Consider the following 25,012-nt stretch of genomic DNA (forward strand, 5'->3'; position numbering starts at 1 on the left):
GCTGAGAGGAACCTGAAGCCCCCTGAAGGGATCTTCAGCTTGCCTTTGCCACTCTTTACGCATGCGCCTGTTGATCGTGGAGGACGAGAAGCGGCTGGCCCTGTCGCTCGCCAGGGGCCTGACGGCCGAGGGGTACGCCGTGGATGTCGTCCACGACGGACAGGAGGGGCTGTACCAGGCCTCGGAGGGCACGTACGACCTGGTCATCCTCGACATCATGCTGCCCGGCCTCAACGGCTACCGGGTCTGCGCCGCCCTGCGCGCCGCCGGGCACGAGGTGCCGATCCTGATGCTGACCGCCAAGGACGGCGAGTACGACGAGGCCGAGGGGCTCGACACCGGCGCGGACGACTATCTGACCAAGCCGTTCTCGTACGTCGTGCTCGTCGCCCGGATCAAGGCGCTGCTGCGGCGGCGCGGGCAGGGCGCGGGGGCCTCGCCCGTGCATGTGCACGGGGACCTGAAGGTGGACACCGCGGCCCGGCGGGTGTTTCTCGGTGAGGACGAGATCGCCCTCACCGCCAAGGAGTTCTCCGTGCTGGAGCAGCTCGTGCTGCGGGCCGGCGAGGTGGTGTCCAAGTCCGAGATCCTGGAACACGTCTGGGACTTCGCGTACGACGGTGATCCGAACATCGTCGAGGTGTACGTCAGCACCCTGCGGCGGAAGCTGCGGGCGGGACTGATCCGGACCGTGCGCGGGGCCGGGTACCGGCTGGAGACGTCGCAGTGAGGCGGCTGTTCGGGTCCGTCCGGGCACGGGCCACGCTGGGAGCGACCCTCGTGGTCGCGGTGGCGCTCGTCGCGGCCGGGGCCGCCGTGCTGCTGTCCCTGCGGTCCAACCTGATCGGCGAGGCCGGCACACAGGCGGAGCGCTCCGCTCGGGCGGTGGCCTCCGAGCTCGCCGCCGGGACGCCGTACGGCAAGCTGTCCGGGCTCGACGGCGACGACGGGCCGGTGCAGGTCCTGGACGAGCACAGCCGGCTGGTCGCGGCCAGCGAGGATCTGGAGCGGATCAGCGGGACGGACAGCGACCAGGTGAGGCCGCAGCCCGCGGTGACGCCTTCCGGGGACGACGATGACGACTCCGAGGACGCGGGCGAGACCCTCGAAGCCGGTGAGATCTCCGGGGAGAGCGTCTTCAGCAACGGGTCGGCGACGATCGACGGGGAAGCGGAGGACTACCGGTTCGCCGCCGTCGAGGTGGAGACCGACGACCGGGGGCACCTCACCGTCTACGCCGGTGCCCCGCTGGCCGCCGAGCACGGGGCCGTGCGGACCGCGCTGACGGTGATGCTGATCGGGTTCCCGCTGCTGCTCGCCGTCGTCGCGGGCGTGACCTGGCTGGTCACCCGGCGGGCCCTCAGGCCCGTGGAGGGGATCCGGCGCGAGATGGCCGCGATCACCCACTCCGAGGACCTGGCGCGGCGTGTTCCGGAGCCGGACACGCACGACGAGATCGCCCGGCTCGCCAGCACCACCAACGAGACGCTCGCGGCGCTGGAGAGGTCCGTGGAGCGGCAGCGGCGGTTCGTCGCCGACGCCTCCCACGAACTGCGCAGTCCCATCGCCTCGCTGCGGACCCAACTGGAGGTGGCCGCCGCGCACCCCGAGCTGCTGGACCTGGACGGGGCCGTGGCGGACACGGTCCGGTTGCAGCGGCTGGCGGCCGATCTGCTGCTGCTCGCCCGGCTGGACGCGGGGGAGAGGCCGGGCGGCGCGAAGGTCGACCTCGCCGGGCTCGCCCGGGAGGAGGCCGAGGGGCGGACGGGGGTCACCGTGGACGCGGAGCCGGTGGAGGTGGCCGGATCGCGCGGGCAGCTGGGGCGGGTGCTGGCCAATCTGCTCGACAACGCCCAGCGGCACGCCCGTTCGGCCGTCACCGTGAGCGTGCGGCGCGAGGGCGACCGGGCCGTGGTCGGGGTGGCGGACGACGGCGACGGGGTGCCGGAGGCCGACCGGGAGCGGATCTTCGAACGGTTCGTACGGCTGGACGCCGCCCGCAGCCGCGACGACGGCGGCGCCGGGCTGGGCCTCGCCATCGCCCGGGACGTCGCCGTACGGCACGGCGGCACGCTCACGGCCGGGCGGGGGCCCGCAGGCGGAGCCCTGTTCGAACTCCGCCTGCCGCTCGCCTAGCCGGAGCCGCGACTACGGGCGCCCGCGCTGTCCGCGCAGGTGCTCGGCGATGGGCTTGAGGCCCTTGTCGAGCTCCGTCAGGGCCTCGGGGGACAGCAGGTCGATGAAGTGCCTGCGCACGGACGCCACATGGTGGGGCGCGACCTTCTGCATCGTCGCCATGCCGTGGTCGGTGAGGACCGCGTAGAGCCCCCGGCGGTCCGACTCGCAGTTCTCCCGACGGACCAGGTCCGCGTTCTCCATGCGCGTGATCTGGTGCGAGAGGCGGCTCTTGGACTGGAGGGTGGCGGAGGCGAGGTCGCTCATCCGCATCCTCTGGTCCTCGGACTCGGAGAGATTCACCAGGATCTCGTAGTCGTTCATTGTCAGGCCGAACGGCTGCAGGTCCTTCTCGAGCTGGTACGTCAACAGCCTGTTGACCTCCAGGTGGGTGCGCCAGGCGCACTGCTCCGCATTGGTCAGCCAGCGGGTGGCCGTCTCGGTCTCCATGAATGAAGTCTACCTAAAAGGTTGAAAGGCGAACTAGTGAGGGGTTTCGTGTGACAGCGCCCGCCTGCCGAACAGTGGTGCGCAGGCGTTCGATGTCACACTCCGCAGACTACCGCTCACAGCCCGAAGCGACGCTGGAGGTCCCCCAGCTGTCCGGGAAGACGCGGTACGCCGGACTGCCCCGCGTGGGGGCTGTGCGCCCCGCCGCCGGGCACGCCGGCCTGGTGCGGAACGGACCCCGTTGCCTGCTCGGCCATCAGTGTCTCGGACGACTGGAGCAGCACCGTGCCGGCGCCGACGAACTCGAACTGGTGCTCCTCGCCGGAGGCACCGCCCAGGCCCGTCAGCGCACGTAGACCGCCCATGACGCCGGTCATGTATCCGTGGTCGTAGTGGTGGCAGGGGGAGGGACAGTCGGCCCAGCCGACCAGGGCCTGGGGGTCGACCCGGATCGGGGGTTCCATGAACACCACCGGACCGTTCGACGCGGCCACGAACTTTCCGGTTCCGATGAGGGTCAGGAAACCCGGCACGATCGATTGCTTCAGCGACAGACTTGGCTGAAAAGCAAGCAAGTTGCCCGAGCGAATGGTCAGGTTGCCGTCTTCGAGGTCGTACGAATTCACGTCGAAGGCCCGGTCGGCGAGGAGCATCTTGCCCGAGCCCTCCCCCACGACCCAGTCGCTCGCGTGCAGTGGCGAATGGAACGACGTGCGGACGAGGCGGTCCAGCCGGCCGTGTCCGACGCCGTTGAAGTCGATCGAGCCGTAGTAGGCGATCATCTTCCCCTTCTGCAGGAACCACTGGCTCCCCTTGAGCTCCACGCAGAAGGTGTAGGGATTGACGCTGTCGTCGGCCGGCAGCGTGGCCGGGTCGAAGACCGCGGGGCCGGCGCCCGGGGTTCCGTAGGTGCTCACAGCTTCTCCTCAGACGCCTGGACGTACACCGCACCGCTGCCGCTGAGCTCCAGCTGGAACGCCTCACCCGAGCCGCGGCCCACCATGTCCCGCCACCCCAGGGCCGTGGACAGCTTGTTGCGGACGTCGCCGTGGTGGGCGACGTAGGCCTGCGGGTCCACATGGACCGGCCGCTGCGGGCTGATCGGGATCTCGATGACGCCGCCGTGGGCCATCACCGCGACGGCCCCGTGCCCCTTCAGCGTCGTCGTGAACAGCCCCTGGCCGCTGACCTGGCCCCGCACCATGCCCATGACGCCGCCCTGCGAGCCCAGGAACATCGTGCCCTGCTGCAGCGAGCCCTCGAAGGCCAGGAGACGGTCCGCCTCCACGTACAGCGTGTCGCCGGTGAGCCGGATCACCTGGACGTGGTGCCCGCCGTGCCCGAAGAGGACCGTGCCGCTGCCCTCGACGGTCATCAGGGGCGTGTCCTCGTCGGCGACCCGGCGGCCGATCATCGACATGATCCCGCCCTGGCCGCCCGCCGTGTTGGGCGTGAACGACACCTCGCCCTGGTAGGCGAGCATCGCGCCGCGCTGGCTGAACAGCCGCTGCCCCGGCGTGACCGTCGCCTCGACCATCTTTCCGTTGATCTCCCGGAAGGCCATGTCACACGTCTCCCGCGATCGTGTTCCGCTCGCTCGGCTGCACGTACACCAGCCCGTCCCCCTCGAACCGCATCTGGAAGGCCTCGCCGCCGCCCTCCCCGAGCAACGTGCGGAACGTCACACCGGACTGGAACGACTGCCGCAGATTCCCCTGGTGCGCCACATACGCACCCGGGTCGACCGTCAGCGGGTACTGCGGGCTGACGCGCAGCACCACCGCCGGGCCGTCCGACATGATCGCCGCCTGGCCGTGGCCCTCGACGGTCGTCGTGAACAGGCCGTTGCCCTGCGAGGCGCCGCGCAGGCCCGTGAACTCCGTCCCCGTGCGCAGTCCGCCGTCGGTGGCGAGCAGATTGCTCGACTCCACGTACAGCCTGTCGCCCTGGACGCTGACCAGGTTGATCTCGGAGGCGCGGTCGGCGAACCAGCAGGTCCCCCGGCCCTTCACCTCCATCAACGTCATCTGCTCACCGGTCAGCCGCCGGGTCACCATGCCCCGGATGCCCTCGCCGCCGCCGCTGAGCTTCTTGAAGGTCATCTCCCCGTCGTACGCGACCATCGAGCCGTTCTTCGCCTTCACGGCATCCCCGGTCATGTCGACGGCGAGCACCTTGCTGCTCTGAAGTCGGAACATCGCCACGACTGGAAGGTAACCGCAGGCCGGGCCCCGCGGACAGGGCCTGTGGGTGGAGAACGACCCTGATCGCACCCCTAGGGGGCTTCGGTGAGGCGGACCCCGGGCCGGAGTGCCCCCGGCGGTTTGCCACAATGGGCCCCGACGCTTGTGCGCGCGTTCACAAACTGTCGGACCCGTGCAAGCCGTTCTGACCGACCAGACCGCCGCCTCACTCCCACCGAAGGTGACCCGTGGACCTCAAGACCGCCACCGCCATCCGCCGCCTCCGCCTGGTCTCGGCACCCGAGGCGATCTCCTTCCTGCTTCTGCTGGTCTGCTCGGTGCTGAAGCGGACCACGGACTTCAACGCCGTGCCGGTGATGGGCATGGTGCACGGGGTGCTGTTCGTCCTGTACGTGATCTTCTGGGCCGACGCCTGGAACCGGGCGAAGTGGCCGCTGAAGACCGCCGCGCTGTACTTCGTCCTCTCGGTGCTGCCCGCCGGCGGGTTCTTCGCCGAGCGCAGGCTGCGGCGTGAGGCCGAGAACGCGGTCATCGCGTCCCGCGCGCGCCAGGAGGGCGTGGTGGGCGCGTGATCGTCGCCTTTTCCGTCACGCCGCTCGGGGTCGGCGAGGACGTGGGGGAGTACGTCGCCGACGCCGTGCGGGTGGTGCGGGAGTCGGGGCTGCCGAACAGCACCGACGCGATGTTCACATCCGTCGAAGGAGAGTGGGACGAGGTCATGGACGTCGTCCGGCGCGCGGTCGCCGCGGTCGAGCGGCGGGCCCCCCGGGTCTCCCTCGTCCTCAAGGCGGACATCCGCCCCGGAGTGACGGACGGCCTCACGTCCAAGGTGGAGACCGTGGAGCGGCACCTCGCCGAGTAGGCGCCGAGAGCGGCAGTGAAACGAGAACCCCGGCCCGTGAGGCCGGGGTTCTCGTCGTCGGAAGGCCCCGTCGCAGCGCCCCCACGTCCCCACCCGCCTGGACGCCCCCAGTTCGACACCGCCCTGAAGGTCCACTTTCGTGTGGGTATCGAGGTGTCGCGCTTCGATCACGTCGATCATCTGGAGGGCGCTGTGCGGCCGGAGGGCTACGACTACGACTCCCACAGCCGACTCGCCGGACCGCTCACGAAGCCGTCCGGTGCGGCGTACCGGGTCCAGTACGCCTCGCTCCTCTCCCGCGAGCCCCGCCGAATACGAGCCGTCCTCCTGATGAGCCTCGCCCCGCTGCTCACCGGTGCCCTGCTGGTCTACCTCGTCTGGCCCACCCACTGGGTGGAACGCGAGGGCGCCGAACGCTGGCTCGTCGGCCTCGACGCCACCATGCTGATCTCCATCGGGCTCATCGAACTCTTCATGCTCGTCAACGTCGCCTCCGTCGCGCACGCCACGATGGTCGCCCGCGACCCCGTCCCCGTCGTCCCCGAACCCGGCACGCGCGTCGCCTTCCTCACCACGTACGTCCCCGGCAAGGAACCCCTCTCCATGGTCCGCGCGACCCTGGAGGGTGCCACCCGCATCCACCACACCGGCCCCCTGGACGTCTGGCTCCTCGACGAGGGCGACGACAACCGGGCCAAGGCCCTGTGCGCGGAGCTCGGCGTACGGCACTTCAGCCGGCTCGGCGTCCCGGAGTGGAACCGCTCCAAGGGCGCCCACAAGGCCCGTACCAAGCACGGCAACTACAACGCCTGGATCGCGATGCACGGCGACGCGTACGACTTCTTCGCGTCCGTCGACACCGACCACGTCCCGCACCCCGACTTCCTGGAGCGGATGCTGGGCTACTTCCGCGACCCGGACGTGGCCTTCGTCGTCGGACCGCAGGTGTACGGCAATTACCACAACCCCGTCACCAAGGCCGCCGAGTCCCAGCAGTTCCTCTTCCACGCCCTGATCCAGCGCGCCGGCAACCGCTACCGCGCCCCCATGTTCGTCGGCACCAACAACGTCGTACGGATCTCCGTCGTCAAACAGATCGGCGGCCTGTACGACTCCATCACCGAGGACATGGCCACCGGCTTCGAGATCCACCGGCACCGCAACCCGGCGACGGGCCGCCACTGGTGCTCCGTCTACACCCCGGACGTGCTCGCCGTCGGTGAGGGGCCCGCCTCCTGGACCGACTTCTTCACCCAGCAGATGCGCTGGTCGCGCGGCACCTACGAGACGCTCCTGCGGCAGTACTGGAAGGCGCCCTTCAGCATGCCCCCGGGCCGCCTGCTGTCCTACACCCTCATGCTCGTCTACTACCCGATGACGGCCGTCAACTGGCTGCTCGGCATCCTCAGCTGCTTCCTCTTCCTCTGGTTCGGCGCCTCCGGCACCCAGGTCTCCGCGTCGGTCTGGATGATGCTCTACAGCGACGCCGCCGCGCTCCAGATCGGCCTGTACCTGTGGAACCGCCGGCACAACGTCTCCCCGCACGAACCGGAGGGCTCGGGAGGTCTGGCCGGTATGGCGATGTCGGCCCTGTCCGCACCGATCTACCTCAAGTCCCTCGCCGAGGCCCTGCTGCGCCGCCCCAGCCGCTTCGTCGTCACGCCCAAGGGCGGCGACGCCAGCCCCGACCGGCCCGCCACCTTCCGCATCCACCTCTTCTGGGCGGCCCTGCTGGCCACGTCCATGGCCGCCTCGGCCGCCCTGGACCACACCCACGCGGCGATGCGCACCTGGGCCCTCCTCGCCATGGCGATCTCCCTGGCTCCGGTCGGGGTGTGGGCCGCCACGCTCCTGAAGGAGCAGCGCGAGCAGCGGCCGCAGCCCGCCCAGGCGCCCGCGCCCCTGCCCGCGCACGTCCCCGAAGGCAAGGAACCCGCCCCGGCGCTCGCCGCCGCGTCCCCGGCGGCGGCCCCGGTCCCCGGCACCACGACAGGAGGCAACTAGGCCATGGCCTACCAGCCCTCGCAGAAGACCAAGAAGACTCTCCTGGGGATCGGCGGCATCGCGGTCCTGGCAAGCCTCAACGCCCCGGCCGCCCTGGACTTCGTCTCCGAGCAGTACCACGAGTACAAGATCGCCCAGCCCGAGTACAAGGCGAAGTACGGCTCCTGGAGCCAGGTCGGCATCCCCGAGGAGTACCGCACCAACGCCATCCACGCGGCCCTGCTGCACACCGGCAAGGTGCTGATCGTCGCCGGGTCGGGCAACGAACAGCGCAAGTTCGACAAGGGCGAGTTCGAGACCATCCTGTGGGACCCGGAGAAGAACACCTTCAAGAAGATCCCCACCCCGGAGGACTTCTTCTGCGCCGGCCACGCCCAGCTCCCCGACGGCCGCCTGCTGGTGGCCGGCGGCACCGCCCGCTACGAACTCCTCGACGGCGAGGTGACCCGGGCCGGCGGCGGCATGCGCGTGAAGAACGAGAGCCCCGACAAGGCCGTGCACCTGAAGAAGGGCACCCGCTTCCGCTCCCCGGCGGGCGTCGAGTACGTCACCAGGTTCGACGTCACCGTCCCCAAGGCCAAGCGCACCTTCAAGGTCACGTACAACAGCCGGGGTGTGATGCAGCCCTGGAAGACCAAGGTCACCGCCAGCGAGGCCCGCGTCTTCGTGGAGGCCGTGGACAAGGGCCCGCTGTCGGCCACCGAGAAGCGGGCGCAGTACGAGATCGTCGGCCTGAAGGGCGAGGCCGCCGAGAACACGTACGGCCTGTCGGAGAAGATCACCCTCGACAAACAGGACTTCCAGGGCATCCGCGCCGCCTACGAGTTCGACCCGAAGGCCGAGAAGTACGTCCCCGTCGACCCCATGCAGAAGGCCCGCTGGTACCCGACGCTCGTGGGCCTCGAAGACGGCCGGGTCCTCGCGGTGTCCGGCCTCGACGACGTCGGCATGATCGACCCGGGGGACAACGAGATCTACGACCCGGAGACCAAGAAGTGGTCACCGGGACCCAAGCGCTACTTCCCGACGTACCCGGCGCTGTTCCTCACCAAGGGCGGCAAGCTCTTCTACCCGGCCTCCAACGCCGGCTACGGGCCCGCGGACCAGGGGCGCGAGCCGGGGCTGTGGGACCTGGAGACGAACACGTTCGAGAAGGTGCCGGGCCTGAGGGACCTCGACCAGACCGAGACCTCGGCCTCGGTGCTGCTGCCCCCGGCGCAGGACCAGAAGGTGATGATCCTCGGCGGAGGCGGGGTCGGCGAGTCGAAGAAGTCCACCTCGCGCACCGCCGTCGTGGACCTGAAGAAGGACAACCCGGCCTTCGAGGACGGCCCCGACCTGCCGCAGGGCACGCGCTACCTGAACAGCGTGATCATGCCGGACGACACGGTGTTCACGTCCAACGGCTCCAGGGACTACCGGGGCCGCAGCGCCAGCAACATCTTCAAGGCGCAGTTCTACGACCCGAAGACCAACGCCTTCCGGGAGGCCGCCTCGCCGCAGGTGGGCCGCAACTACCACTCCGAGGCGCTGCTGCTGCCCGACGGCCGGGTCGCCACGTTCGGCTCGGATCCGCTCTTCGACGACCAGCAGAACACCAAGCTGGGCCACTTCGAGCAGCGCATGGAGGTCTTCACCCCGCCCTCGCTGCACAAGAACGCCCGGAACCGCCCCGCGCTGAAGGACGGACCGCAGACCCTGGACGACGAGCACCGCATCACGTTCCGCACGGACCATCCGGAGCGTGTGGCCAAGGCCCGGCTGATGCGGCCCAGCGCGGTCACGCACACCACGGACGTCGAGCAGCGCTCCATCGCTCTGGACATCACCAGGAAGGGCGACGCGGTCACGTTCGACGTGCCGCGCGACCCGGCGCTGGTGCCGCCCGGCTGGTACATGCTCTTCGTCTCGGACGCCGAGGGCACGCCCTCACGGGCCAAGTGGGTCCACGTGAAGTGAGCGGGGCCGGGGTCAGCCCTTGGTGTTGCGGGCCAGCTCCAGGGCGTACTCCGGCCACCAGCGCCCGGCGGCCGGGCCGCCCTCGCAGGTGCCGTCCGACTCGCCGGGCCGCTTGATCCACAGGTAGGCGTCCACGACGGGTTCGCCGGTGCCGGTCGTCGGCGGGGTGCCGAGCGCCCGGCCCGGCGGGTTGCACCACACCCCGGGCAGGGGCCCGTTGCCGTTGCGGCTGGTGTCGACCACGAAGTGCTTGCCGCCGAGGGCCCCGGCGAGCCGCACGCCGTACTTCGTGGTCACCTCGTTCGTCTGGAAGTTGGAGACGTTGAGCGCGAAACCGTCGGCCCGCTCGATCCCGGCCCGCCGCAGCGGTTCCACCAGCTTGGCCGACTCCCGGATCCAGTCCGCGTTGCCCGCGTCCAGGTACACCTTGGTGTTCGGCTGCCGCTTGAGCCGGGCGATCGCCTCGCCGAGCAGCTGCTCCCGCTCGGCGTGGTACTCGCCGGGGGTGCAGCCGTCCACGACGTGCGCGACCGCGTCGGGCTCCAGGACGACCAGGGCCTCGGCCTCGCCGAGGGCATCGGCGAACTTCCCGATCCACTCCCGGTAGGCGTCGCCGTCCGCCGCGCCGCCCGCCGAGTGCTGGCCGCAGTCCCGGTGCGGGATGTTGTACGCGACGAAGACCGCGGTCTTCCCCTCCCGGCGCGCCGCCGAGGCCGCCGCCCCCACCATCGGCGCCGGGTCGATCTCGCCCGCGGGCCACAGCGCGGCCGGCTGGTCGGCGATCCGCCGGATCAGCTCGGCGTCCTGCCCGCGGCCCTGCCGCTCCCAGAGCTGTGCCTGCCGGGCCGCGGGGCTCTCGGGGTCGACCCAGAAGGGAGAGGAGCCGGCCGCGTAGCCGGCCTTCCTGGCGTCGACGTCGGACGCCGTGTCGGTGCCGGACGAGCAGCCCGCGGCGAGACCGAGCACCGCGAGTGCCGCGAGGGCGTGGATCAGCCGGGGCATGCCGCTCCCTGGGGAAGGTGACGTGCAGTGACGAATGCGACGCCAATCGTTACACATTGGAATGAAACGCCATGGAAAGGACATGGTCGCGCCGCGACCTCGTCCGGAACCGATACCGCCCGCCCGAAGGGCGAGACGGGGCTGACCACCATGTGACCGGCCGGTAAGGTCGGGTTCGTGCCGAAGCCGCTCAGTCTCTCCTTCGATCCGATCGCGCGCGCCGACGAACGCTGGAAGCAGCGCTGGGGAAACGTGCCGTCCATGGCCGCGATCACCTCGATCATGCGCGCCCAGCAGATCCTCCTCGCCGAGGTCGACGCGGTGGTCAGGCCGTACGGGCTGACGTTCGCGCGCTACGAGGCGCTGGTGCTGCTCACCTTCTCCAAGTCCGGCGAGCTGCCGATGTCCAAGATCGGCGAGCGCCTCATGGTGCACCCCACGTCCGTGACGAACACCGTGGACCGGCTGGTGAGGTCGGGTCTGGTGGGCAAGCGGCCCAACCCGAACGACGGCCGCGGCACCCTCGCCAGCATCACCGACAAGGGCCGCGAGGTCGTCGAGTCGGCCACCCGCGACCTGATGGCGATGGACTTCGGTCTCGGGGTGTACGACGCGGAGGAGTGCGCGGAGATCTTCGCGATGCTACGGCCGCTGCGCGTCTCGGCGGGCGACTTCGAGGAGGAGTGACCCGGGGCAAGATCTGCCGGAACAGGTCGTTACGCTCGACTGCATGAAAAAGAGCGTGCTGACCCGCTATCGCGTGATGGCCTACGTCACCGGCGTGCTGCTGGTCCTGCTGACCTTCGGCATGATCGGCAAGTATGTGCTCGACCTGAACGGCGCGGCCGACTTCACGCGCGTCGTCAGCATCGCGCACGGCTGGCTGTACGTCGTGTACCTGATCTTCGCCTTCGACCTGGGCTCCAAGGCGAAGTGGCCGGTGGCCAGGCAGCTCTGGGTGCTGCTCGCCGGAACCGTTCCGACGGCCGCGTTCTTCGTGGAGCGCAGGATCAGCCGCGAGCTGGAGGGCCGGATCGCCGAGGACGCGCCCGCGCCCGCCGAGGCGTAGCCGCGCGCAGGCGCAGGACCGCCGTACGCGCGCGTGCGGCGGTCGTTCTCACCCGTTCGCCAGGTCACTCCCGTCAGCCATCGACATTTACTAGGACGTCCAAGTAAATTCGAGGGTATGGACGCTGACGCCATCGAGGAGGGCCGCCGCCGCTGGCAGGCCCGGTACGACGCCGCGCGCAAGCGCGAGGCCGACTTCACCACGCTCTCCGGCGACCCCGTGGAGCCGGTGTACGGGCCGCGGCCCGGTGACACCTACGACGGGTTCGACCGGATCGGCTGGCCGGGGGAGTACCCCTTCACCCGCGGCCTGTACGCGACCGGCTACCGGGGGCGCACCTGGACCATCCGGCAGTTCGCCGGCTTCGGCAACGCCGAGCAGACCAACGAGCGCTACAAGATGATCCTCCGCAACGGCGGAGGCGGGCTCTCGGTCGCCTTCGACATGCCGACGCTCATGGGCCGCGACTCCGACGACCCGCGTTCGCTCGGCGAGGTCGGGCACTGCGGCGTCGCCATCGACTCGGCGGCCGACATGGAGGTCCTGTTCGACGACATCCCGCTGGGTGACGTCACGACGTCGATGACCATCAGTGGCCCGGCCGTCCCCGTCTTCTGCATGTACCTGGTCGCCGCCGAACGGCAGGGCGTCGACCCGTCCGTCCTCAACGGCACGCTCCAGACGGACATCTTCAAGGAGTACATCGCCCAGAAGGAGTGGCTCTTCCAGCCCGAGCCGCATCTGCGGCTCATCGGCGACCTCATGGAGTACTGCGCGGCCGGCATCCCCGCGTACAAGCCGCTGTCCGTCTCCGGCTACCACATCCGCGAGGCCGGGTCGACGGCCGCGCAGGAGCTGGCGTACACGCTGGCGGACGGCTTCGGTTACGTCGAGCTGGGCCTGTCCCGCGGGCTGGACGTGGACGTCTTCGCCCCCGGCCTGTCCTTCTTCTTCGACGCGCACGTCGACTTCTTCGAGGAGATCGCCAAGTTCCGCGCGGCCCGGCGGATCTGGGCCCGCTGGATGCGTGACGTCTACGGCGCCACGTCCGAGAAGGCCCAGTGGCTCCGCTTCCACACGCAGACCGCGGGTGTCTCCCTCACCGCGCAGCAGCCGTACAACAACGTCGTACGCACCGCCGTGGAGGCGCTGGCGGCCGTACTCGGCGGGACGAACTCGCTGCACACCAACGCGCTCGACGAGACCCTCGCCCTGCCGAGCGAGCAGGCCGCGGAGATCGCGCTGCGCACGCAGCAGGTGCTGATGGAGGAGACCGGCGTCGCCAACGTGGCCGACCCGCTGGGCGGATCCTGGTACGTCGAGCAGCTGACCGACCGCATCGAGGCCGACGCGGAGAAGATCTTCGAGCAGATCAAGGAGCGGGGCCTGCGGGCACACCCCGACGGGCAGCACCCCATCGGCCCGATCACCTCCGGGATCCTGCGCGGGATCGAGGACGGCTGGTTCACCGGCGAGATCGCCGAGTCGGCGTTCCGGTACCAGCAGGCGCTGGAGAAGGGCGACAAGAGGGTCGTCGGAGTGAACTGTCACGACGGGTCGGTGACCGGGGACCTGGAGATCCTGCGGGTCAGCCACGAGGTGGAGCGCGAGCAGGTCCGGGCGCTGGGCGGGCGCAAGGCGGCCCGTGACGACGCCGCGGTGCGCGCCGCGCTCGACGCCATGCTGGACGCCGCCCGCCGCGGCGCCAACATGATCGAGCCGATGCTGGACGCGGTGCGGGCGGAGGCCACGCTCGGGGAGGTCTGCGGCGTGCTGCGGGACGAGTGGGGGGTGTACACCGAGCCGGCCGGGTTCTGAGGCCGCCCTGCCGCAGAGGCCGGTGATCGTGTCCCTGCCGGCGATGGACATCCCCTCACCGAAGCCGGTGAGGGGCGGGCGTACGTCGTCGTCGGCGGCGGTTCCTCCAGAGCGGGCCCCTGGGTGGGCCGGGGCACGGCTCAGCCGCCGGCCGTGTGCGCGGCCTCTCCCGCCAGTCCCCGGAGCAGCACCAGGGTGAACCTGCGTACCCACTCCTCGTCGACCGGCTCCCCGCTCACCAGGGTGCGGTGGACCACCGCTCCCGCCACCATGTCGAAGATCAGGTCCACCGTGCGGGCGGACGAGACGGCGTCCGGTTCCGGAGGGAGTTCGCCCCGGGCCTGGGCCCGCGCACGGCCCTCCAGGACCAGGCGCTTCTGGCGGTCGACGACCGAGGCCCGGATGCGTTCCCGCAGGGCCTCGTCCCGGGTGGCTTCGGCCACCACCGCCATCAGGCCGCTCTTGGCCTCCGGGAGAGCCAGGATCGTGGCGAACTGGAGGACCACCCCCTCGATGTCGGCGGCCAGGGAGCCGCGGTCGGGGAGGGCCAGCTCGTCGAAGAGTTCCGCGACCGCGTCGACGACCAGTTCGTTCTTGCCCGCCCAGCGACGGTAGAGCGTGGTTTTCGCAACCCCGGCGCGCGTCGCGACGTCTCCCAGGGTGAGCTTGGACCAGCCCAGTTCCACCAGAGCCGCACGGGTCGCGGCCAGGATCGCGGCGTCCGCCGCGGCGCTGCGCGGGCGCCCGGTGCGGCTGGCTGGGCTGCGGCTCTGCATCTCCTGACGATAAACCGGCGGTTCCTGTGGGGCGCCGTGAGGGAGATCACCGACGGGTGGTGTCACGGCGCCCTGGTCTGGCATTACGCTACGACTCGTAGCGAAAGCCCGTGAGGGACGAACACGGGCCTCGGTACACACGGCGTGGGGTGGGGACCCGGCGCCGAAAGGCACCGGACCGGCCTGGCTTTCACACCGTTTTTCACACGCGCGCGCAGTACGGGGGAGGATAGGCGCATGCAGCCACGGAACATGTCCATGAGCGGAGTCGTCGACCTCGCCGCGGTGAAGGCGGCCCAGGAGGCCAAGGCGAAGGCGGAGCAGGCGCGCGCGCAAGCCGCCCGGGAAGGCGGGACGGGGGCGATCTCCCCGGCCGATCTCGTCATCGACGTCGACGAGGCGGGGTTCGAGCGGGACGTCCTGCAGCGTTCCGCCGAGGTGCCCGTCGTCATCGACTTCTGGGCCGAGTGGTGTGAGCCCTGCAAGCAGCTCAGCCCGGTCCTGGAGCGACTGGCCGTCGAGTACAACGGCCGCTTCCTGCTCGCCAAGATCGACGTCGACGCCAACCAGATGCTGATGCAGCAGTTCGGCGTCCAGGGAATCCCCGCGGTGTTCGCGGTCGTCGCGGGGCAGGCCCTGCCGCTCTTCCAGGGAGCGGCGGGTGAGGCACAGATCAGGCAGACCCTGGACCAGCTGGTGCAGGTCGGCGAGCAGCGCTTCGGCCTGACCGGTCTCGCCGTCGACCCCGAGGCCGAGCCGGGCGGCGCCCCGGCGGCTCCCGAGCGGCCGGCCGGTCCGCACGACGGGCTCCTCGAGGCCGCCGTACAGGCGCTGGACTCGGGTGACCTTTCCGGTGCCGTCCAGGCGTACAAGAACGTGCTGAACGAGGACCCGGGGAACGAGGAGGCCAAACTGGGCCTCGCGCAGGCCGAGTTGCTCCAGCGGGTGCAGGGCGTCGACCCGCAGCAGGTGCGCCGGGACGCGGCCGACAAGCCGGCCGATGTGCAGGCGCAGATCGCGGCCGCCGACCTGGATCTGGTGGGCGGCCATGTCGAGGACGCGTTCGGCCGGCTCATCGAGACCGTGCAGCGCACGGTGGGTGACGACCGGGACACCGTCCGGATGCGGCTGCTGGAGCTGTTCGAGGTCGTCGGGCCCGACGATCCCCGCGTGATCGCGGCGCGCAGGGCCCTGGCGCGCGCCCTGTTCTGACCAGTCGTTAAACACGCGGGCATGTGGTGCCCGCGTGAAAAGTCTGCCGACAGAGGGTCACTGCGGCCGCGCTTTACCAAAACTTGGTAATCGCGGCCGCTGTTACTGCGAGTAAGTCATGGGCGCTGATCTGTCGGATTCTGTCCATCGATCAACAGCTTTGTACCGCCGTCCGGCAGCACCCTGTGTGGCCGACCGAGACCCCGGGGGCGTTGTTCGGTTATCCGGCCGTTACTAGCGAGTAACGAACCCCCTTGTGCGGGCGGCGAGAATGCACCACGATCGGCCACGCTCGGTCCAATCCCGTACCCCGGCAGCCGGTTGGGTCGCGGGACGTCCTGGGTCCCCACCGAGCAGAGCCGGCGGCAGTGGCGCCGGCTCTTGGACAGGGGGGTCTTCGCCCACTCGGCGAAGCCTGTCCAGCAGGGTTGTGCGTGATGCGTGTCAGGCGCGACCAGTGGTTGTCGCTCGGGGGTGATCGCCGGTGATTCGGGCGCAGTTGCGCCGCCGAGTGCAGGCGCTCTCCTTCCCGAGGACGTAGCACTTCTCCCATCCCTGCCCGGCTGAGCCACGACTCGGGGCGAGCCAGGACAGGAGATGTACGTCCGAGAAGGAGGAAATATGGAGTCCCAGGTGCGTGGCGGGACCAGATGGAAGCGGTTCGCTGTGGTCATGGTGCCCAGCGTCGCCGCCACGGCTGCGATAGGTGTCGCCCTCGCTCAGGGTGCTCTCGCCGCGTCGTTCAGTGTCTCCGGCCAGTCGTTCAAGGTCACGACCAAGCAGCTCGTCGGTGAGGGCTTCTCGCAGTACGGCGCCCTCGACGAGGGGTACACGCTCGACGGCAAGAAGGCCGTGCACCCGGTCGCGGTCTCGTCGTTCAAGTCGGCGACGATCAAGGACATGTGTCAGTCCGTCGTCACCCCGAACATTCCGGTGCTCGGGAACGTCAGCCTGATCCTGCGGGCCGGCCAGGGCGCGGAGCCGGTCAAGGCGCAGAACCTCTACATCGATGTCGCCGATCTCAGCGCCGACGCGACGTTCGAGAACATCGACATCGGTGTGGCCGCCAAGGACGCCAACAAGGGTCCGGCCATGAGGAAGGGCGAGACGGCGAACCCGTACGGCTTCGCCCAGCACGCGGACCGTGCGGTCCTGACCGACGTGAAGCAGACGGCGTGGGCGACCACCGCCGGAACCTTCAAGCTCAGCGGCCTGAAGATGTCGCTGTCGACGGGTGTCAAGGAGTGCTACTAAGCACTCGATGACGGGCGGGGGAGCCGGTGGCGCCCCCGCCCGTCCACCTTCCGGCCGCGCCTTCACGCGCGGCCCACATCACCACCACAGCAACGCCGTACCAGGGAGCTGTTTTTCCATGAGCGCCGAGACTCCTGCCGCTGACGGCCAGTTCACTCTCCGCAGGCAGCAGTTCCGCGCCTGGCGGGGTACGCGGCCGTTCTGGGCCGGGCTGTTCGTCCTGCTCAGCGGGCTGCCCATCGCCTACTTCCCGTACGCGAACCTCCGGATCGGCCACCTGACGCTGGCGATGGCGACCACCGCCGGTGCCGGGTCCCTGATCATCGGCGTGCTGCTCGTCGTACTGGGCGTCAGCCTCTGGTTCCAGAAGCACGTCCGCGTCTTCGCGGGAGTCGCGGCGATCCTGCTGGCGCTGGTGTCCATCCCCGTGTCCAACCTCGGCGGCTTCCTCGTCGGCTTCTTCCTCGCCCTCGTGGGCGGGGCGATGGCCGTGGCCTGGGCGCCGGGCCCGCGGCCCGCGGGGCAGCTCGCCGGCCACGCCGCAACGGGCACGGGCGAGCACCCCGACGCCACCGGCCACGACACCACGGTGCACCAGCCCGTGGACGGGGTGGACGAGCCGAACGATCTGTCAGGAACGAACCCGGCCAACGGGGCGAACGGGAGGCACAGTGCCGGCTGACGAGGTGACCCACGGGCCTGATGTGGAGGCGTTCCGTGTGAGAACCGGGCCGCGCCACGCGGCACCCAAGAAGCCGCTGTTCACCAGGTTCAACAGGCCGGCCGGCAAGGCGATAGCCATGGCGGCGATGCCGACGGCGGTGCTCATGGGCATGGGCTTCACATCCACGCTCGCCATCGCCGACAGCGACAACCCGGCGACGCCGACGTCGAAGAGCCTGACGGCCGACGAGTACAAGGACTGCGTGGCGGCCCTGGAGGACTCCGGGAAGGACTCCGAGGACGACGAATCCGCCTCGCCCACGCCGTCCCCCTCGGCGAGCGACGGCGCGACGGACGAGAAGGACGACCAGGGCGACACCGCCCCGAAGCCGTCCCCCTCGGGCGGTGCGGACGCGAGCAACGGCGGTTCCTCCTCGTCGGATGCAGGTTCCGACGGCAAGGCCGAGCCGAAGCCGGCCCCGTCCACGAGCACGCCCGCCACGGGTGGCGACGACGCGGACGCCACTGCGTCCCCCTCACCGTCCGAGAGCGGCGGCAACCTGCTGGAGGACATCGGCGACGCCATCGGCGGCATCTTCAACGGCGGCGACAAGGCCGGGGCGAGCCCGAGCCCCGCCCCGTCCGCGTCGGCCTCGGAGAGCACCGAGAAGCCGGCCGAGGACGCCTCCGGCGACGTGCAGGACACGACCGAGAAGGTCACCGGCACGGCGAAGGACACCGCCGAGGACACCGCCGGCAAGGCGTCCGAAGCGGCCGAGGACACCGGCAAGGCCGTCGAGGACACCGCCGAGGCGGTCGAGAAGGCGGCCCAGGAGGCGGCGGAGAAGGCGGCCGAGGCCACCGCCTCGCCCAGCCCGTCCCCGAGTGCCACCACGGACCCCGAGGACTGCCCGGCCGCCACCGACGCCGAGGGCGGCGTGGACAACAAGGTGCCGCTGCCCGACGACCCGTGGTACCTCAACGCCAGCTCGCTGACGCTGAAGGGCGCCGACTACCAGGGGATCGTCGAGGTACGCACCGCCAACGGCTCGGTCAAGAAGGTCCTGAAGTACGTCATCTCCGGCGGCACCGACATCGGCGACCTCCACCAGACGGTCAAGGACAAGCAGTCCGGTAAGACCTACCACGTGCAGGCCGCCAAGGGCTCGACGTCCACGATCCGTGACGGCGACACGGTGATGTACACGGAGAGCATCTCCGGCAACCTGCTCGGTCTGATCCCGATCACGTTCGACCCGGAGCACCCGCCGCCGCTGAACATCCCGCTGATCTACTTCACCAACGTGAAGGTCACTCAGGCCGGCCAGTTCGGCGGGACCCTGCACGTGCCCGGGCTGCACAACTTCATCTCCGACTGAGCGCCCCTCACAGCCTGTTCGGGAGCCGCACACACGAGGGCGCCCCCTGGATCCCAGGGGGCGCCCTCGGCGTCGTACACGGCCCTCACGGGCCGCTCCGGGTCAGTTCGTCGCGCCGCCCAGGTGGTGGACCCGCACCATGTTGGTGGTGCCGGGCACGCCGGGGGGCGAGCCGGCGGTGATGACCACGACGTCGCCCTCGTTGAAGCGGTTGAGCTTGACCAGCTCCTGCTCCACCAGGTCGACCATCTCGTCGGTGCTGTTGACGAACGGCACCACGTGCGGCTCCACGCCCCAGCTCAGCGCCATCTGGTTGCGGGTGCCCTCGTCGGTGGTGAAGGCGATGATCGGCTGCACCGCGCGGTAGCGCGAGAGACGGCGCGCGGTGTCGCCGGACTGCGTGAAGGCCACCAGGCCCCGGCCGCCGAGGAAGTCGGCGATCTCGCACGCGGCCCGGGCCACCGAACCGCCCTGCGTGCGCGGCTTCTTGCCCGGGACCAGCGGCTGCAGGCCCTTGGACATCAGCTCCTGCTCGGCCGCGGCGACGATCTTCGACATCGTCTTCACGGTCTCGACCGGGTACGCGCCCACGCTCGACTCGGCGGACAGCATGACCGCGTCGGCACCGTCCAGGATCGCGTTGGCCACGTCGGAGGCCTCGGCGCGGGTCGGACGGGAGTTGGTGATCATCGACTCCATCATCTGGGTCGCCACGATCACCGGCTTGGCGTTGCGCCGGCACAGCTCGATCAGGCGCTTCTGCACCATCGGGACCTTCTCGAGCGGGTACTCGACGGCCAGGTCGCCACGGGCGACCATCACACCGTCGAACGCCATCACGACGTCCTCCATGTTCTGCACCGCCTGCGGCTTCTCCACCTTGGCGATGACCGGGACGCGGCGTCCCTCCTCGTCCATGACGCGGTGCACGTCCTGGACGTCCTTGGCGTCACGGACGAAGGACAGCGCGACCAGGTCGCAGCCCATGCGCAGCGCGAAGCGGAGGTCCTCGATGTCCTTCTCGCTCAGCGCGGGCACGTTGACGGCCGCGCCGGGCAGGTTGATGCCCTTGTGGTCGGAGATGACGCCGCCCTCGATGACGATCGTCTTCACCCGGTGGCCCTCGATCTCGGTGACCTTCAGCTCGACGTTGCCGTCGTTGATGAGGATCTGGTCGCCGTGGGAGACGTCTCCGGGCAGGCCCTTGTAGGTCGTCCCGCAGATCGTCTTGTCGCCCGGGACGTCCTCGGTGGTGATGGTGAACTCGTCACCGCGCACCAGCTCCACGGGACCCTCGGCGAAGGTCTCCAGACGGATCTTCGGGCCCTGGAGGTCGGCGAGGACACCGATGGCCCGGCCGGTCTCCTTGGCGGCGGCACGGACCCGGTCGTACCGGCCCTGGTGCTCGGCGTGCGTGCCGTGGCTGAAGTTGAAGCGGGCCACGTTCATGCCGGCTTCGATCAACGCGACAAGCTGATCGTGGGAGTCGACCGCGGGGCCGAGAGTACAGACGATTTTCGAACGGCGCATGGGGCGATCCTATCGGTTTGTTTCGCAACGGAATATTCCGTCTGGCGGAAAATACAAAAGGGCGGGATGCCGCTCAGGTGTGATTCCCCGAACCAATTACCAGCGCGTAGGTCTGTGTCGCGATCTCCAATTCCTCGTCAGTAGGCACCACCGCCACCGCGACCCGGGCACCCTCGGGCGAGATCAGCCGCGCCTCGCCGCCGCGCACGGCGTTGCGCTCGCCGTCCACCGCCAGGCCCAGCTCCTCCAGTCCCGCCAGTGCGGCCTCCCGGACCGGAGCCGCGTTCTCGCCGACACCCGCGGTGAAGGCGACCGCGTCCACCCGCCCGAGCACGGCGTAATAGGCGCCGATGTACTTCTTCAGCCGGTGAATGTAGATGTCGAACGCCAGCTCCGCCTGCGCGTCGCCCTCGTCGACACGGCGGCGGATCTCCCTCATGTCGTTGTCGCCGCACAGACCGATCAGACCGCTCTTCTTGTTGAGAAGAGTGTCGATCTCGTCGGCGGACATTCCACCAACACGCATCAAATGGAAGATGACGGCCGGGTCCATGTCTCCGGAGCGCGTACCCATCACGAGCCCCTCCAAAGGCGTCAGCCCCATGGAGGTGTCCACGCAGCGCCCGCCCCTGACGGCCGAGGCCGACGCCCCGTTGCCCAGGTGCAGCACGATCACGTTCGTCTCGGCGGGGTCCTTGCCGAGCAGCCCGGCGGTGGCCCGGGAGACGTAGGCGTGCGAGGTGCCGTGGAAGCCGTAGCGCCGGATGCGGTGCGCGTCGGCCGTCGTCACGTCGATCGCGTAGCGGGCGGCCGACTCCGGCATGGTCGTGTGGAACGCGGTGTCGAACACGGCGACCTGCGGCAGGTCGGGCCGCAGCGCCCGGGCCGTGCGGATCCCGGTGAGGTTGGCCGGGTTGTGCAGCGGGGCGACCGGGATGAGCCGCTCGATCTCGGCGAGCACGGCGTCGTCGATCACGGTCGGCTCGGTGAAGGACTTGCCCCCGTGCACCACCCGGTGCCCGATCGCGGCCAGTTCGGGCGAGTCCAGCCCGAGGCCGTCCTTGGCGAGCTCCTCGGCGACGGCCTTCAGGGCGGCGTCGTGGTCGGCGATCGCCCCGCCGCGCTCCCGGCTCTCGCCGCCGGCCGGGGTGTGCTTCAGCCGGGAGGACTGCTCACCGATGCGCTCGACCAGGCCCACCGCCAGCCGGCTGCTGTCGCGCATGTCGAGCAGCTGGTACTTCACCGACGAGGAGCCGGAGTTGAGGACGAGGACACGGGTGGGGCTCACTGGGCGGTCGCCTTCTCGCTCGGGGACGGGGCGGGGGTCTGGGCCTGGATCGCCGTGATGGCGACGGTGTTGACGATGTCCTGGACGAGGGCGCCCCGGGACAGGTCGTTGACCGGCTTGCGCAAGCCCTGGAGCACCGGGCCGACGGCGATCGCGCCGGCCGAGCGCTGCACGGCCTTGTAGGTGTTGTTGCCGGTGTTCAGGTCGGGGAAGATCAGCACGCTCGCCTGCCCGGCGACCTCGGAGCCGGGCAGCTTGGTCGCCGCGACGGACGGCTCCACGGCGGCGTCGTACTGGATCGGGCCCTCGATCTTCAGGTCGGGCCGGCGCGAGCGCACGAGCTCGGTGGCCTCGCGCACCTTGTCGACATCGGCGCCGGAGCCCGAGGTGCCGGTGGAGTACGACAGCATCGCGATCCGCGGCTCCACGCCGAACTGCCCGGCCGTGGTCGCCGCCTGGATGGCGATGTCGGCGAGCTGCACGGCGTTCGGGTCCGGGTTGACCGCGCAGTCGCCGTAGACGAGGACCTTGTCGGCCAGGCACATGAAGAACACGGACGAGACGATGTCGGCGTCCGGCTTGGTCTTGATGATCTCGAAGGCCGGGCGGATGGTCGCGGCCGTGGAGTGCACCGAGCCCGACACCATGCCGTCGGCGAGGCCCTCCTGGACCATCAGCGTGCCGAAGTAGTTCACGTCGGAGACGACGTCGTAGGCCAGCTCGACGGTGACGCCCCGATGGGCGCGCAGGGCGGCGTACTTCTCGGCGAAGGCGTCCCGCAGGTCGGACGTGGCCGGGTCGATCAGCTGGGACTCGCCGAGGTCCACGCCGAGGTCGGCGGCCTTCTTGCGGATCTGGTCGGCCGGGCCGAGCAGGGTCAGCTCGCACACGCCCCGGCGCAGCAGCACCTCGGCGGCGTGCAGCACGCGCTCCTCGGTCCCCTCGGGCAGCACGACCCGGCGCAGGTCGGAGCGGGCCTGCTCCAGCAGCTTGTGCTCGAACATCATCGGCGTGACGCGGTCGCTGCTCGGCGCGGAGACGCGGCGGGCCAGGTCGCCGGTGTCGGCGTACCGCTCGAACAGGCCGAGCGCCCGCTCCGCCTTGCGCGGCGTGGCCGCGTTGAGCTTGCCCTCCAGGGAGAACAGCTGCTCGGCGGTGGGGAAGCTGGTGCCGGCCACCGACAGCACCGGGGTGCCGGGCGCGAGCCGGTCGGCGAGCGTGAGGATGTCGGTGCCGGGCACCTCGTCCAGGGTGAGGAGCACGCCCGCTATCGGCGGGGTGCCGGCGCTGTGCGCGGCGAGCGCGCCGACGACCAGGTCGGCCCGGTCGCCCGGGGTGATGACGAGGCAGCCCGGGGTCAGGGCGCCCAGGAAGGTCGGCAGCATCGCGCCGCCGAAGACGAAGCCGAGCACGTCCCGGGCGAGCCCGGAGTCGTCGCCGAGCACCACCTTGGCGCCGAGGGTGTGGCCGATCTGCGAGACGGTCGGCGCGGACAGCGCGGGCTCGTCGGGCAGGACGTAACAGGGCACGGGCAGCCGGGAGTCGAGCTGGCCGGCGATCTCGTCGCGGTCCTCGCGGGCCACCCGGTTGGCGACCATGGCCAGGACGTCGCATCCCAGGGTGGCGTAGGCGCGGTAGGCGTTGCGCGTCTCGGCGAGCACGGACTCGACGTTCTGCTTGCGGCCGCCGACGACCGGGATCACCGACGCGCCGAACTCGTTCGCCAGCCGGGCGTTGAGCGACAGCTCGTCCGGGAGCTGGGTGCCGGCGTAGTCGGTGCCGAGGACCAGGACGACGTCGTAGTCCCGGGCGACCAGGTGGAAGCGGTCGACGAGGGTGGACACCAGCTCGTCGGTGCCGGCCTCGGCCTGGAGGGCGGACGCCTCGTGGTAGTCCATGCCGTAGACCGTCGCCGGGTCCTGGGTGAGCCGGTAGCGGGCGCGCAGCAGCTCGAAGAGGCGGTCGGGCCCGTCGTGGACCAGGGGCCGGAAGACACCGACCCGGTCGACCTGCCGGGTGAGGAGCTCCATGACCCCCAGTTCGACGACTTGGCGTCCGTCGCCGCGGTCGATGCCGGTCACGTACACGCTGCGGGTCACGCGCGCTCTCCGTTTCGTCTCGGTGTCGTCTTGCGTCGTCTTGCCGTGAGGGGGCAGAACAAGCCAGGGCACAAAAATCGCCCACCGAGGTGAGCAGAACCCTCTTGACAATACCTCTGCCGCTAGGTAAGGCGCCCGTCAGAGTGGGGTGCCACAGTCGGCTGTGGAGCGTGAAACAATCGGCAGTGGCTCACCGGTGTCAACAGCGAGCAGGAGACACAGCACGATGCGTATCGGAGTTCTCACCGCAGGCGGCGACTGCCCCGGCCTGAACGCCGTGATCCGGTCGGTCGTGCACCGGGCGGTCGACAACTACGGCGACGAGGTCATCGGCTTCGAGGACGGTTACGCGGGCCTGCTCGACGGCCGCTACCGCGCCCTCGACCTGAACGCGGTCAGCGGCATCCTCGCCCGCGGCGGCACCATCCTCGGGTCGTCCCGGCTGGAGCGCGACCGGCTGCGCGAGGCCTGCGAGAACGCCTCCGACATGATCCACGAGTTCGGTATCGACGCGCTGATCCCGATCGGCGGCGAGGGCACGCTGACGGCCGCGCGCATGCTGAGCGACGCGGGCCTGCCCGTCGTGGGCGTCCCGAAGACGATCGACAACGACATCTCCTCCACGGACCGCACCTTCGGCTTCGACACCGCCGTGGGTGTCGCCACCGAGGCGATGGACCGGCTGAAGACCACCGCCGAGTCCCACCAGCGGGTGATGGTCGTGGAGGTCATGGGCCGGCACGCCGGCTGGATCGCACTGGAGTCCGGCATGGCGGCCGGTGCGCACGGCATCTGCCTGCCGGAGCGGCCGTTCGACCCGGCCGACCTCGCGAAGATGGTCGAGGAGCGGTTCGACCGCGGCAAGAAGTTCGCGGTGGTCTGCGTCGCCGAGGGCGCCCACCCCGCCGACGGCTCCATGGACTACGGCAAGGGCGCCATAGACAAGTTCGGCCACGAGCGCTTCCAGGGCATCGGCACCGCCCTCGCCCACGAGTTGGAGCGGCGCCTCGGCAAGGAGGCCAAGCCGGTCATCCTCGGCCACGTCCAGCGCGGCGGCTCACCGACCGCCTATGACCGGGTGCTCGCCACGCGGTTCGGCTGGCACGCGGTGGAGGCGGCGCACCAGGGGTTGTTCGGCAGGATGACCGCCCTGCGCGGGACCGACATCGTGATGGTCCCGCTCGCGGAGGCCGTGACCGAGCTGAAGACGGTGCCGAAGGACCGGATGGACGAGGCCGAGTCGGTCTTCTAGCAGTTCGGGGGCCGGT

At 70.2% G+C, this 25,012-nt stretch carries 23 protein-coding genes; 14 read left to right on the forward strand and 9 right to left on the reverse strand.

All coding sequences use genetic code 11. The features are described from left to right. The first annotated feature begins 61 nt into the window (after nucleotides 1-61). Nucleotides 62-730, forward strand: a complete 669-nt coding sequence (locus ACFU3E_RS20930; protein ID WP_384160101.1) for a response regulator transcription factor — start codon at nucleotides 62-64, stop codon at nucleotides 728-730. Continuing rightward, nucleotides 727-2,136: a sensor histidine kinase gene (locus ACFU3E_RS20935; protein WP_384160104.1), complete on the forward strand. Its 1,410-nt coding sequence runs from the start codon at nucleotides 727-729 to the stop codon at nucleotides 2,134-2,136. The genes ACFU3E_RS20930 and ACFU3E_RS20935 overlap by 4 nt, the downstream gene beginning before the upstream one ends. A 12-nt stretch (nucleotides 2,137-2,148) precedes the next feature. Here the strand turns inward: ACFU3E_RS20935 and ACFU3E_RS20940 are convergent, their stop codons facing one another. From ACFU3E_RS20940 to ACFU3E_RS20955, 4 genes are all read right to left on the reverse strand, one after another. Beyond that, the gene (locus ACFU3E_RS20940; protein ID WP_384160107.1) at nucleotides 2,149-2,625 is read right to left on the reverse strand and encodes a MarR family winged helix-turn-helix transcriptional regulator; all 477 of its coding nucleotides are present in this window, start codon (nucleotides 2,623-2,625) and stop codon (nucleotides 2,149-2,151) included. 116 nt (nucleotides 2,626-2,741) lie between these two features. After that, nucleotides 2,742-3,542 (reverse strand): AIM24 family protein, encoded by an 801-nt coding sequence (locus ACFU3E_RS20945; protein WP_384160110.1) that lies wholly within the window; start codon nucleotides 3,540-3,542, stop codon nucleotides 2,742-2,744. After that, nucleotides 3,539-4,189 carry an AIM24 family protein gene (locus tag ACFU3E_RS20950; RefSeq protein WP_384160113.1) on the reverse strand — a complete coding sequence of 217 codons (651 nt, stop codon included), beginning with the start codon at nucleotides 4,187-4,189 and terminating at the stop codon, nucleotides 3,539-3,541. The genes ACFU3E_RS20945 and ACFU3E_RS20950 overlap by 4 nt, the downstream gene beginning before the upstream one ends. 1 nt (nucleotide 4,190) lies before the next feature. Then, entirely contained in the window at nucleotides 4,191-4,823 is a 633-nt protein-coding gene (locus ACFU3E_RS20955) for an AIM24 family protein (RefSeq protein ID WP_384160223.1), read from the reverse strand. A gap of 233 nt (nucleotides 4,824-5,056) precedes the next feature. Here ACFU3E_RS20955 and ACFU3E_RS20960 point away from each other — a divergent pair, with 233 nt between their 5' ends. The 4 genes from ACFU3E_RS20960 to ACFU3E_RS20975 all read left to right on the forward strand — a co-directional run bounded on the left by ACFU3E_RS20960 (nucleotide 5,057) and on the right by ACFU3E_RS20975 (nucleotide 9,654). Continuing rightward, entirely contained in the window at nucleotides 5,057-5,401 is a 345-nt protein-coding gene (locus ACFU3E_RS20960) for a DUF3817 domain-containing protein (protein ID WP_384160116.1), read from the forward strand. Continuing rightward, entirely contained in the window at nucleotides 5,398-5,691 is a 294-nt protein-coding gene (locus ACFU3E_RS20965) for an MTH1187 family thiamine-binding protein (protein WP_384160119.1), read from the forward strand. The genes ACFU3E_RS20960 and ACFU3E_RS20965 overlap by 4 nt, the downstream gene beginning before the upstream one ends. Before the next feature lie 192 nt (nucleotides 5,692-5,883). After that, entirely contained in the window at nucleotides 5,884-7,695 is a 1,812-nt protein-coding gene (locus ACFU3E_RS20970) for a glycosyltransferase family 2 protein (RefSeq protein ID WP_384160226.1), read from the forward strand. Between the two features lie 3 nt (nucleotides 7,696-7,698). Continuing rightward, nucleotides 7,699-9,654: a galactose oxidase-like domain-containing protein gene (locus ACFU3E_RS20975; RefSeq protein ID WP_384160121.1), complete on the forward strand. Its 1,956-nt coding sequence runs from the start codon at nucleotides 7,699-7,701 to the stop codon at nucleotides 9,652-9,654. A 12-nt stretch (nucleotides 9,655-9,666) separates the two neighbouring features. Here ACFU3E_RS20975 and ACFU3E_RS20980 read toward each other — a convergent pair whose 3' ends face one another. Continuing rightward, nucleotides 9,667-10,656, reverse strand: a complete 990-nt coding sequence (locus ACFU3E_RS20980; RefSeq protein ID WP_384160124.1) for a glycoside hydrolase family 6 protein — start codon at nucleotides 10,654-10,656, stop codon at nucleotides 9,667-9,669. A 177-nt stretch (nucleotides 10,657-10,833) separates the two neighbouring features. Between ACFU3E_RS20980 and ACFU3E_RS20985 the strand changes: the two genes are divergently transcribed. The 3 genes from ACFU3E_RS20985 (at nucleotide 10,834) to ACFU3E_RS20995 (ending at nucleotide 13,543) form a co-directional block, all read left to right on the forward strand. Then, nucleotides 10,834-11,343, forward strand: a complete 510-nt coding sequence (locus ACFU3E_RS20985; protein ID WP_031140777.1) for a MarR family winged helix-turn-helix transcriptional regulator — start codon at nucleotides 10,834-10,836, stop codon at nucleotides 11,341-11,343. Nucleotides 11,344-11,386: 43 nt separating this feature from the next. Further along, the gene (locus tag ACFU3E_RS20990) at nucleotides 11,387-11,725 is read left to right on the forward strand and encodes a DUF3817 domain-containing protein (protein WP_384160129.1); all 339 of its coding nucleotides are present in this window, start codon (nucleotides 11,387-11,389) and stop codon (nucleotides 11,723-11,725) included. A gap of 117 nt (nucleotides 11,726-11,842) precedes the next feature. Then, complete coding sequence (locus ACFU3E_RS20995) at nucleotides 11,843-13,543, forward strand: methylmalonyl-CoA mutase (protein WP_384160132.1); 1,701 nt, start codon at nucleotides 11,843-11,845, stop codon at nucleotides 13,541-13,543. Between the two features lie 140 nt (nucleotides 13,544-13,683). Here the strand turns inward: ACFU3E_RS20995 and ACFU3E_RS21000 are convergent, their stop codons facing one another. Next, nucleotides 13,684-14,319 (reverse strand): TetR/AcrR family transcriptional regulator, encoded by a 636-nt coding sequence (locus ACFU3E_RS21000; protein ID WP_384160135.1) that lies wholly within the window; start codon nucleotides 14,317-14,319, stop codon nucleotides 13,684-13,686. A gap of 237 nt (nucleotides 14,320-14,556) precedes the next feature. Between ACFU3E_RS21000 and ACFU3E_RS21005 the strand changes: the two genes are divergently transcribed. The 4 genes from ACFU3E_RS21005 (at nucleotide 14,557) to ACFU3E_RS21020 (ending at nucleotide 18,827) form a co-directional block, all read left to right on the forward strand. Next, nucleotides 14,557-15,531 (forward strand): tetratricopeptide repeat protein, encoded by a 975-nt coding sequence (locus ACFU3E_RS21005; RefSeq protein WP_384160137.1) that lies wholly within the window; start codon nucleotides 14,557-14,559, stop codon nucleotides 15,529-15,531. A 621-nt stretch (nucleotides 15,532-16,152) separates the two neighbouring features. Beyond that, nucleotides 16,153-16,785, forward strand: a complete 633-nt coding sequence (locus ACFU3E_RS21010; RefSeq protein ID WP_384160140.1) for a DUF6230 family protein — start codon at nucleotides 16,153-16,155, stop codon at nucleotides 16,783-16,785. A gap of 118 nt (nucleotides 16,786-16,903) precedes the next feature. Beyond that, a complete protein-coding gene (locus ACFU3E_RS21015) occupies nucleotides 16,904-17,467 on the forward strand; it encodes a DUF6114 domain-containing protein (protein ID WP_384160143.1) in 564 nt (187 codons plus the stop codon). Next, nucleotides 17,457-18,827 (forward strand): hypothetical protein, encoded by a 1,371-nt coding sequence (locus ACFU3E_RS21020; protein ID WP_384160146.1) that lies wholly within the window; start codon nucleotides 17,457-17,459, stop codon nucleotides 18,825-18,827. The genes ACFU3E_RS21015 and ACFU3E_RS21020 overlap by 11 nt, the downstream gene beginning before the upstream one ends. Before the next feature lie 102 nt (nucleotides 18,828-18,929). Here ACFU3E_RS21020 and pyk read toward each other — a convergent pair whose 3' ends face one another. From pyk to pta, 3 genes are all read right to left on the reverse strand, one after another. Then, nucleotides 18,930-20,357 (reverse strand): pyruvate kinase, encoded by a 1,428-nt coding sequence (gene pyk, locus ACFU3E_RS21025; protein ID WP_384160149.1) that lies wholly within the window; start codon nucleotides 20,355-20,357, stop codon nucleotides 18,930-18,932. 73 nt (nucleotides 20,358-20,430) lie between these two features. Beyond that, complete coding sequence (locus ACFU3E_RS21030; RefSeq protein WP_384160152.1) at nucleotides 20,431-21,645, reverse strand: acetate kinase; 1,215 nt, start codon at nucleotides 21,643-21,645, stop codon at nucleotides 20,431-20,433. Then, the gene (gene pta, locus ACFU3E_RS21035) at nucleotides 21,642-23,744 is read right to left on the reverse strand and encodes a phosphate acetyltransferase (RefSeq protein WP_384160155.1); all 2,103 of its coding nucleotides are present in this window, start codon (nucleotides 23,742-23,744) and stop codon (nucleotides 21,642-21,644) included. The genes ACFU3E_RS21030 and pta overlap by 4 nt, the downstream gene beginning before the upstream one ends. A gap of 226 nt (nucleotides 23,745-23,970) precedes the next feature. Between pta and ACFU3E_RS21040 the strand changes: the two genes are divergently transcribed. Next, the gene (locus tag ACFU3E_RS21040; RefSeq protein ID WP_384160158.1) at nucleotides 23,971-24,996 is read left to right on the forward strand and encodes an ATP-dependent 6-phosphofructokinase; all 1,026 of its coding nucleotides are present in this window, start codon (nucleotides 23,971-23,973) and stop codon (nucleotides 24,994-24,996) included. Nucleotides 24,997-25,012 lie beyond the last annotated feature (16 nt).

It is taken from the genome of Streptomyces sp. NPDC057424 (assembly GCF_042803315.1).
GTDB lineage: Bacteria > Actinomycetota > Actinomycetes > Streptomycetales > Streptomycetaceae > Streptomyces.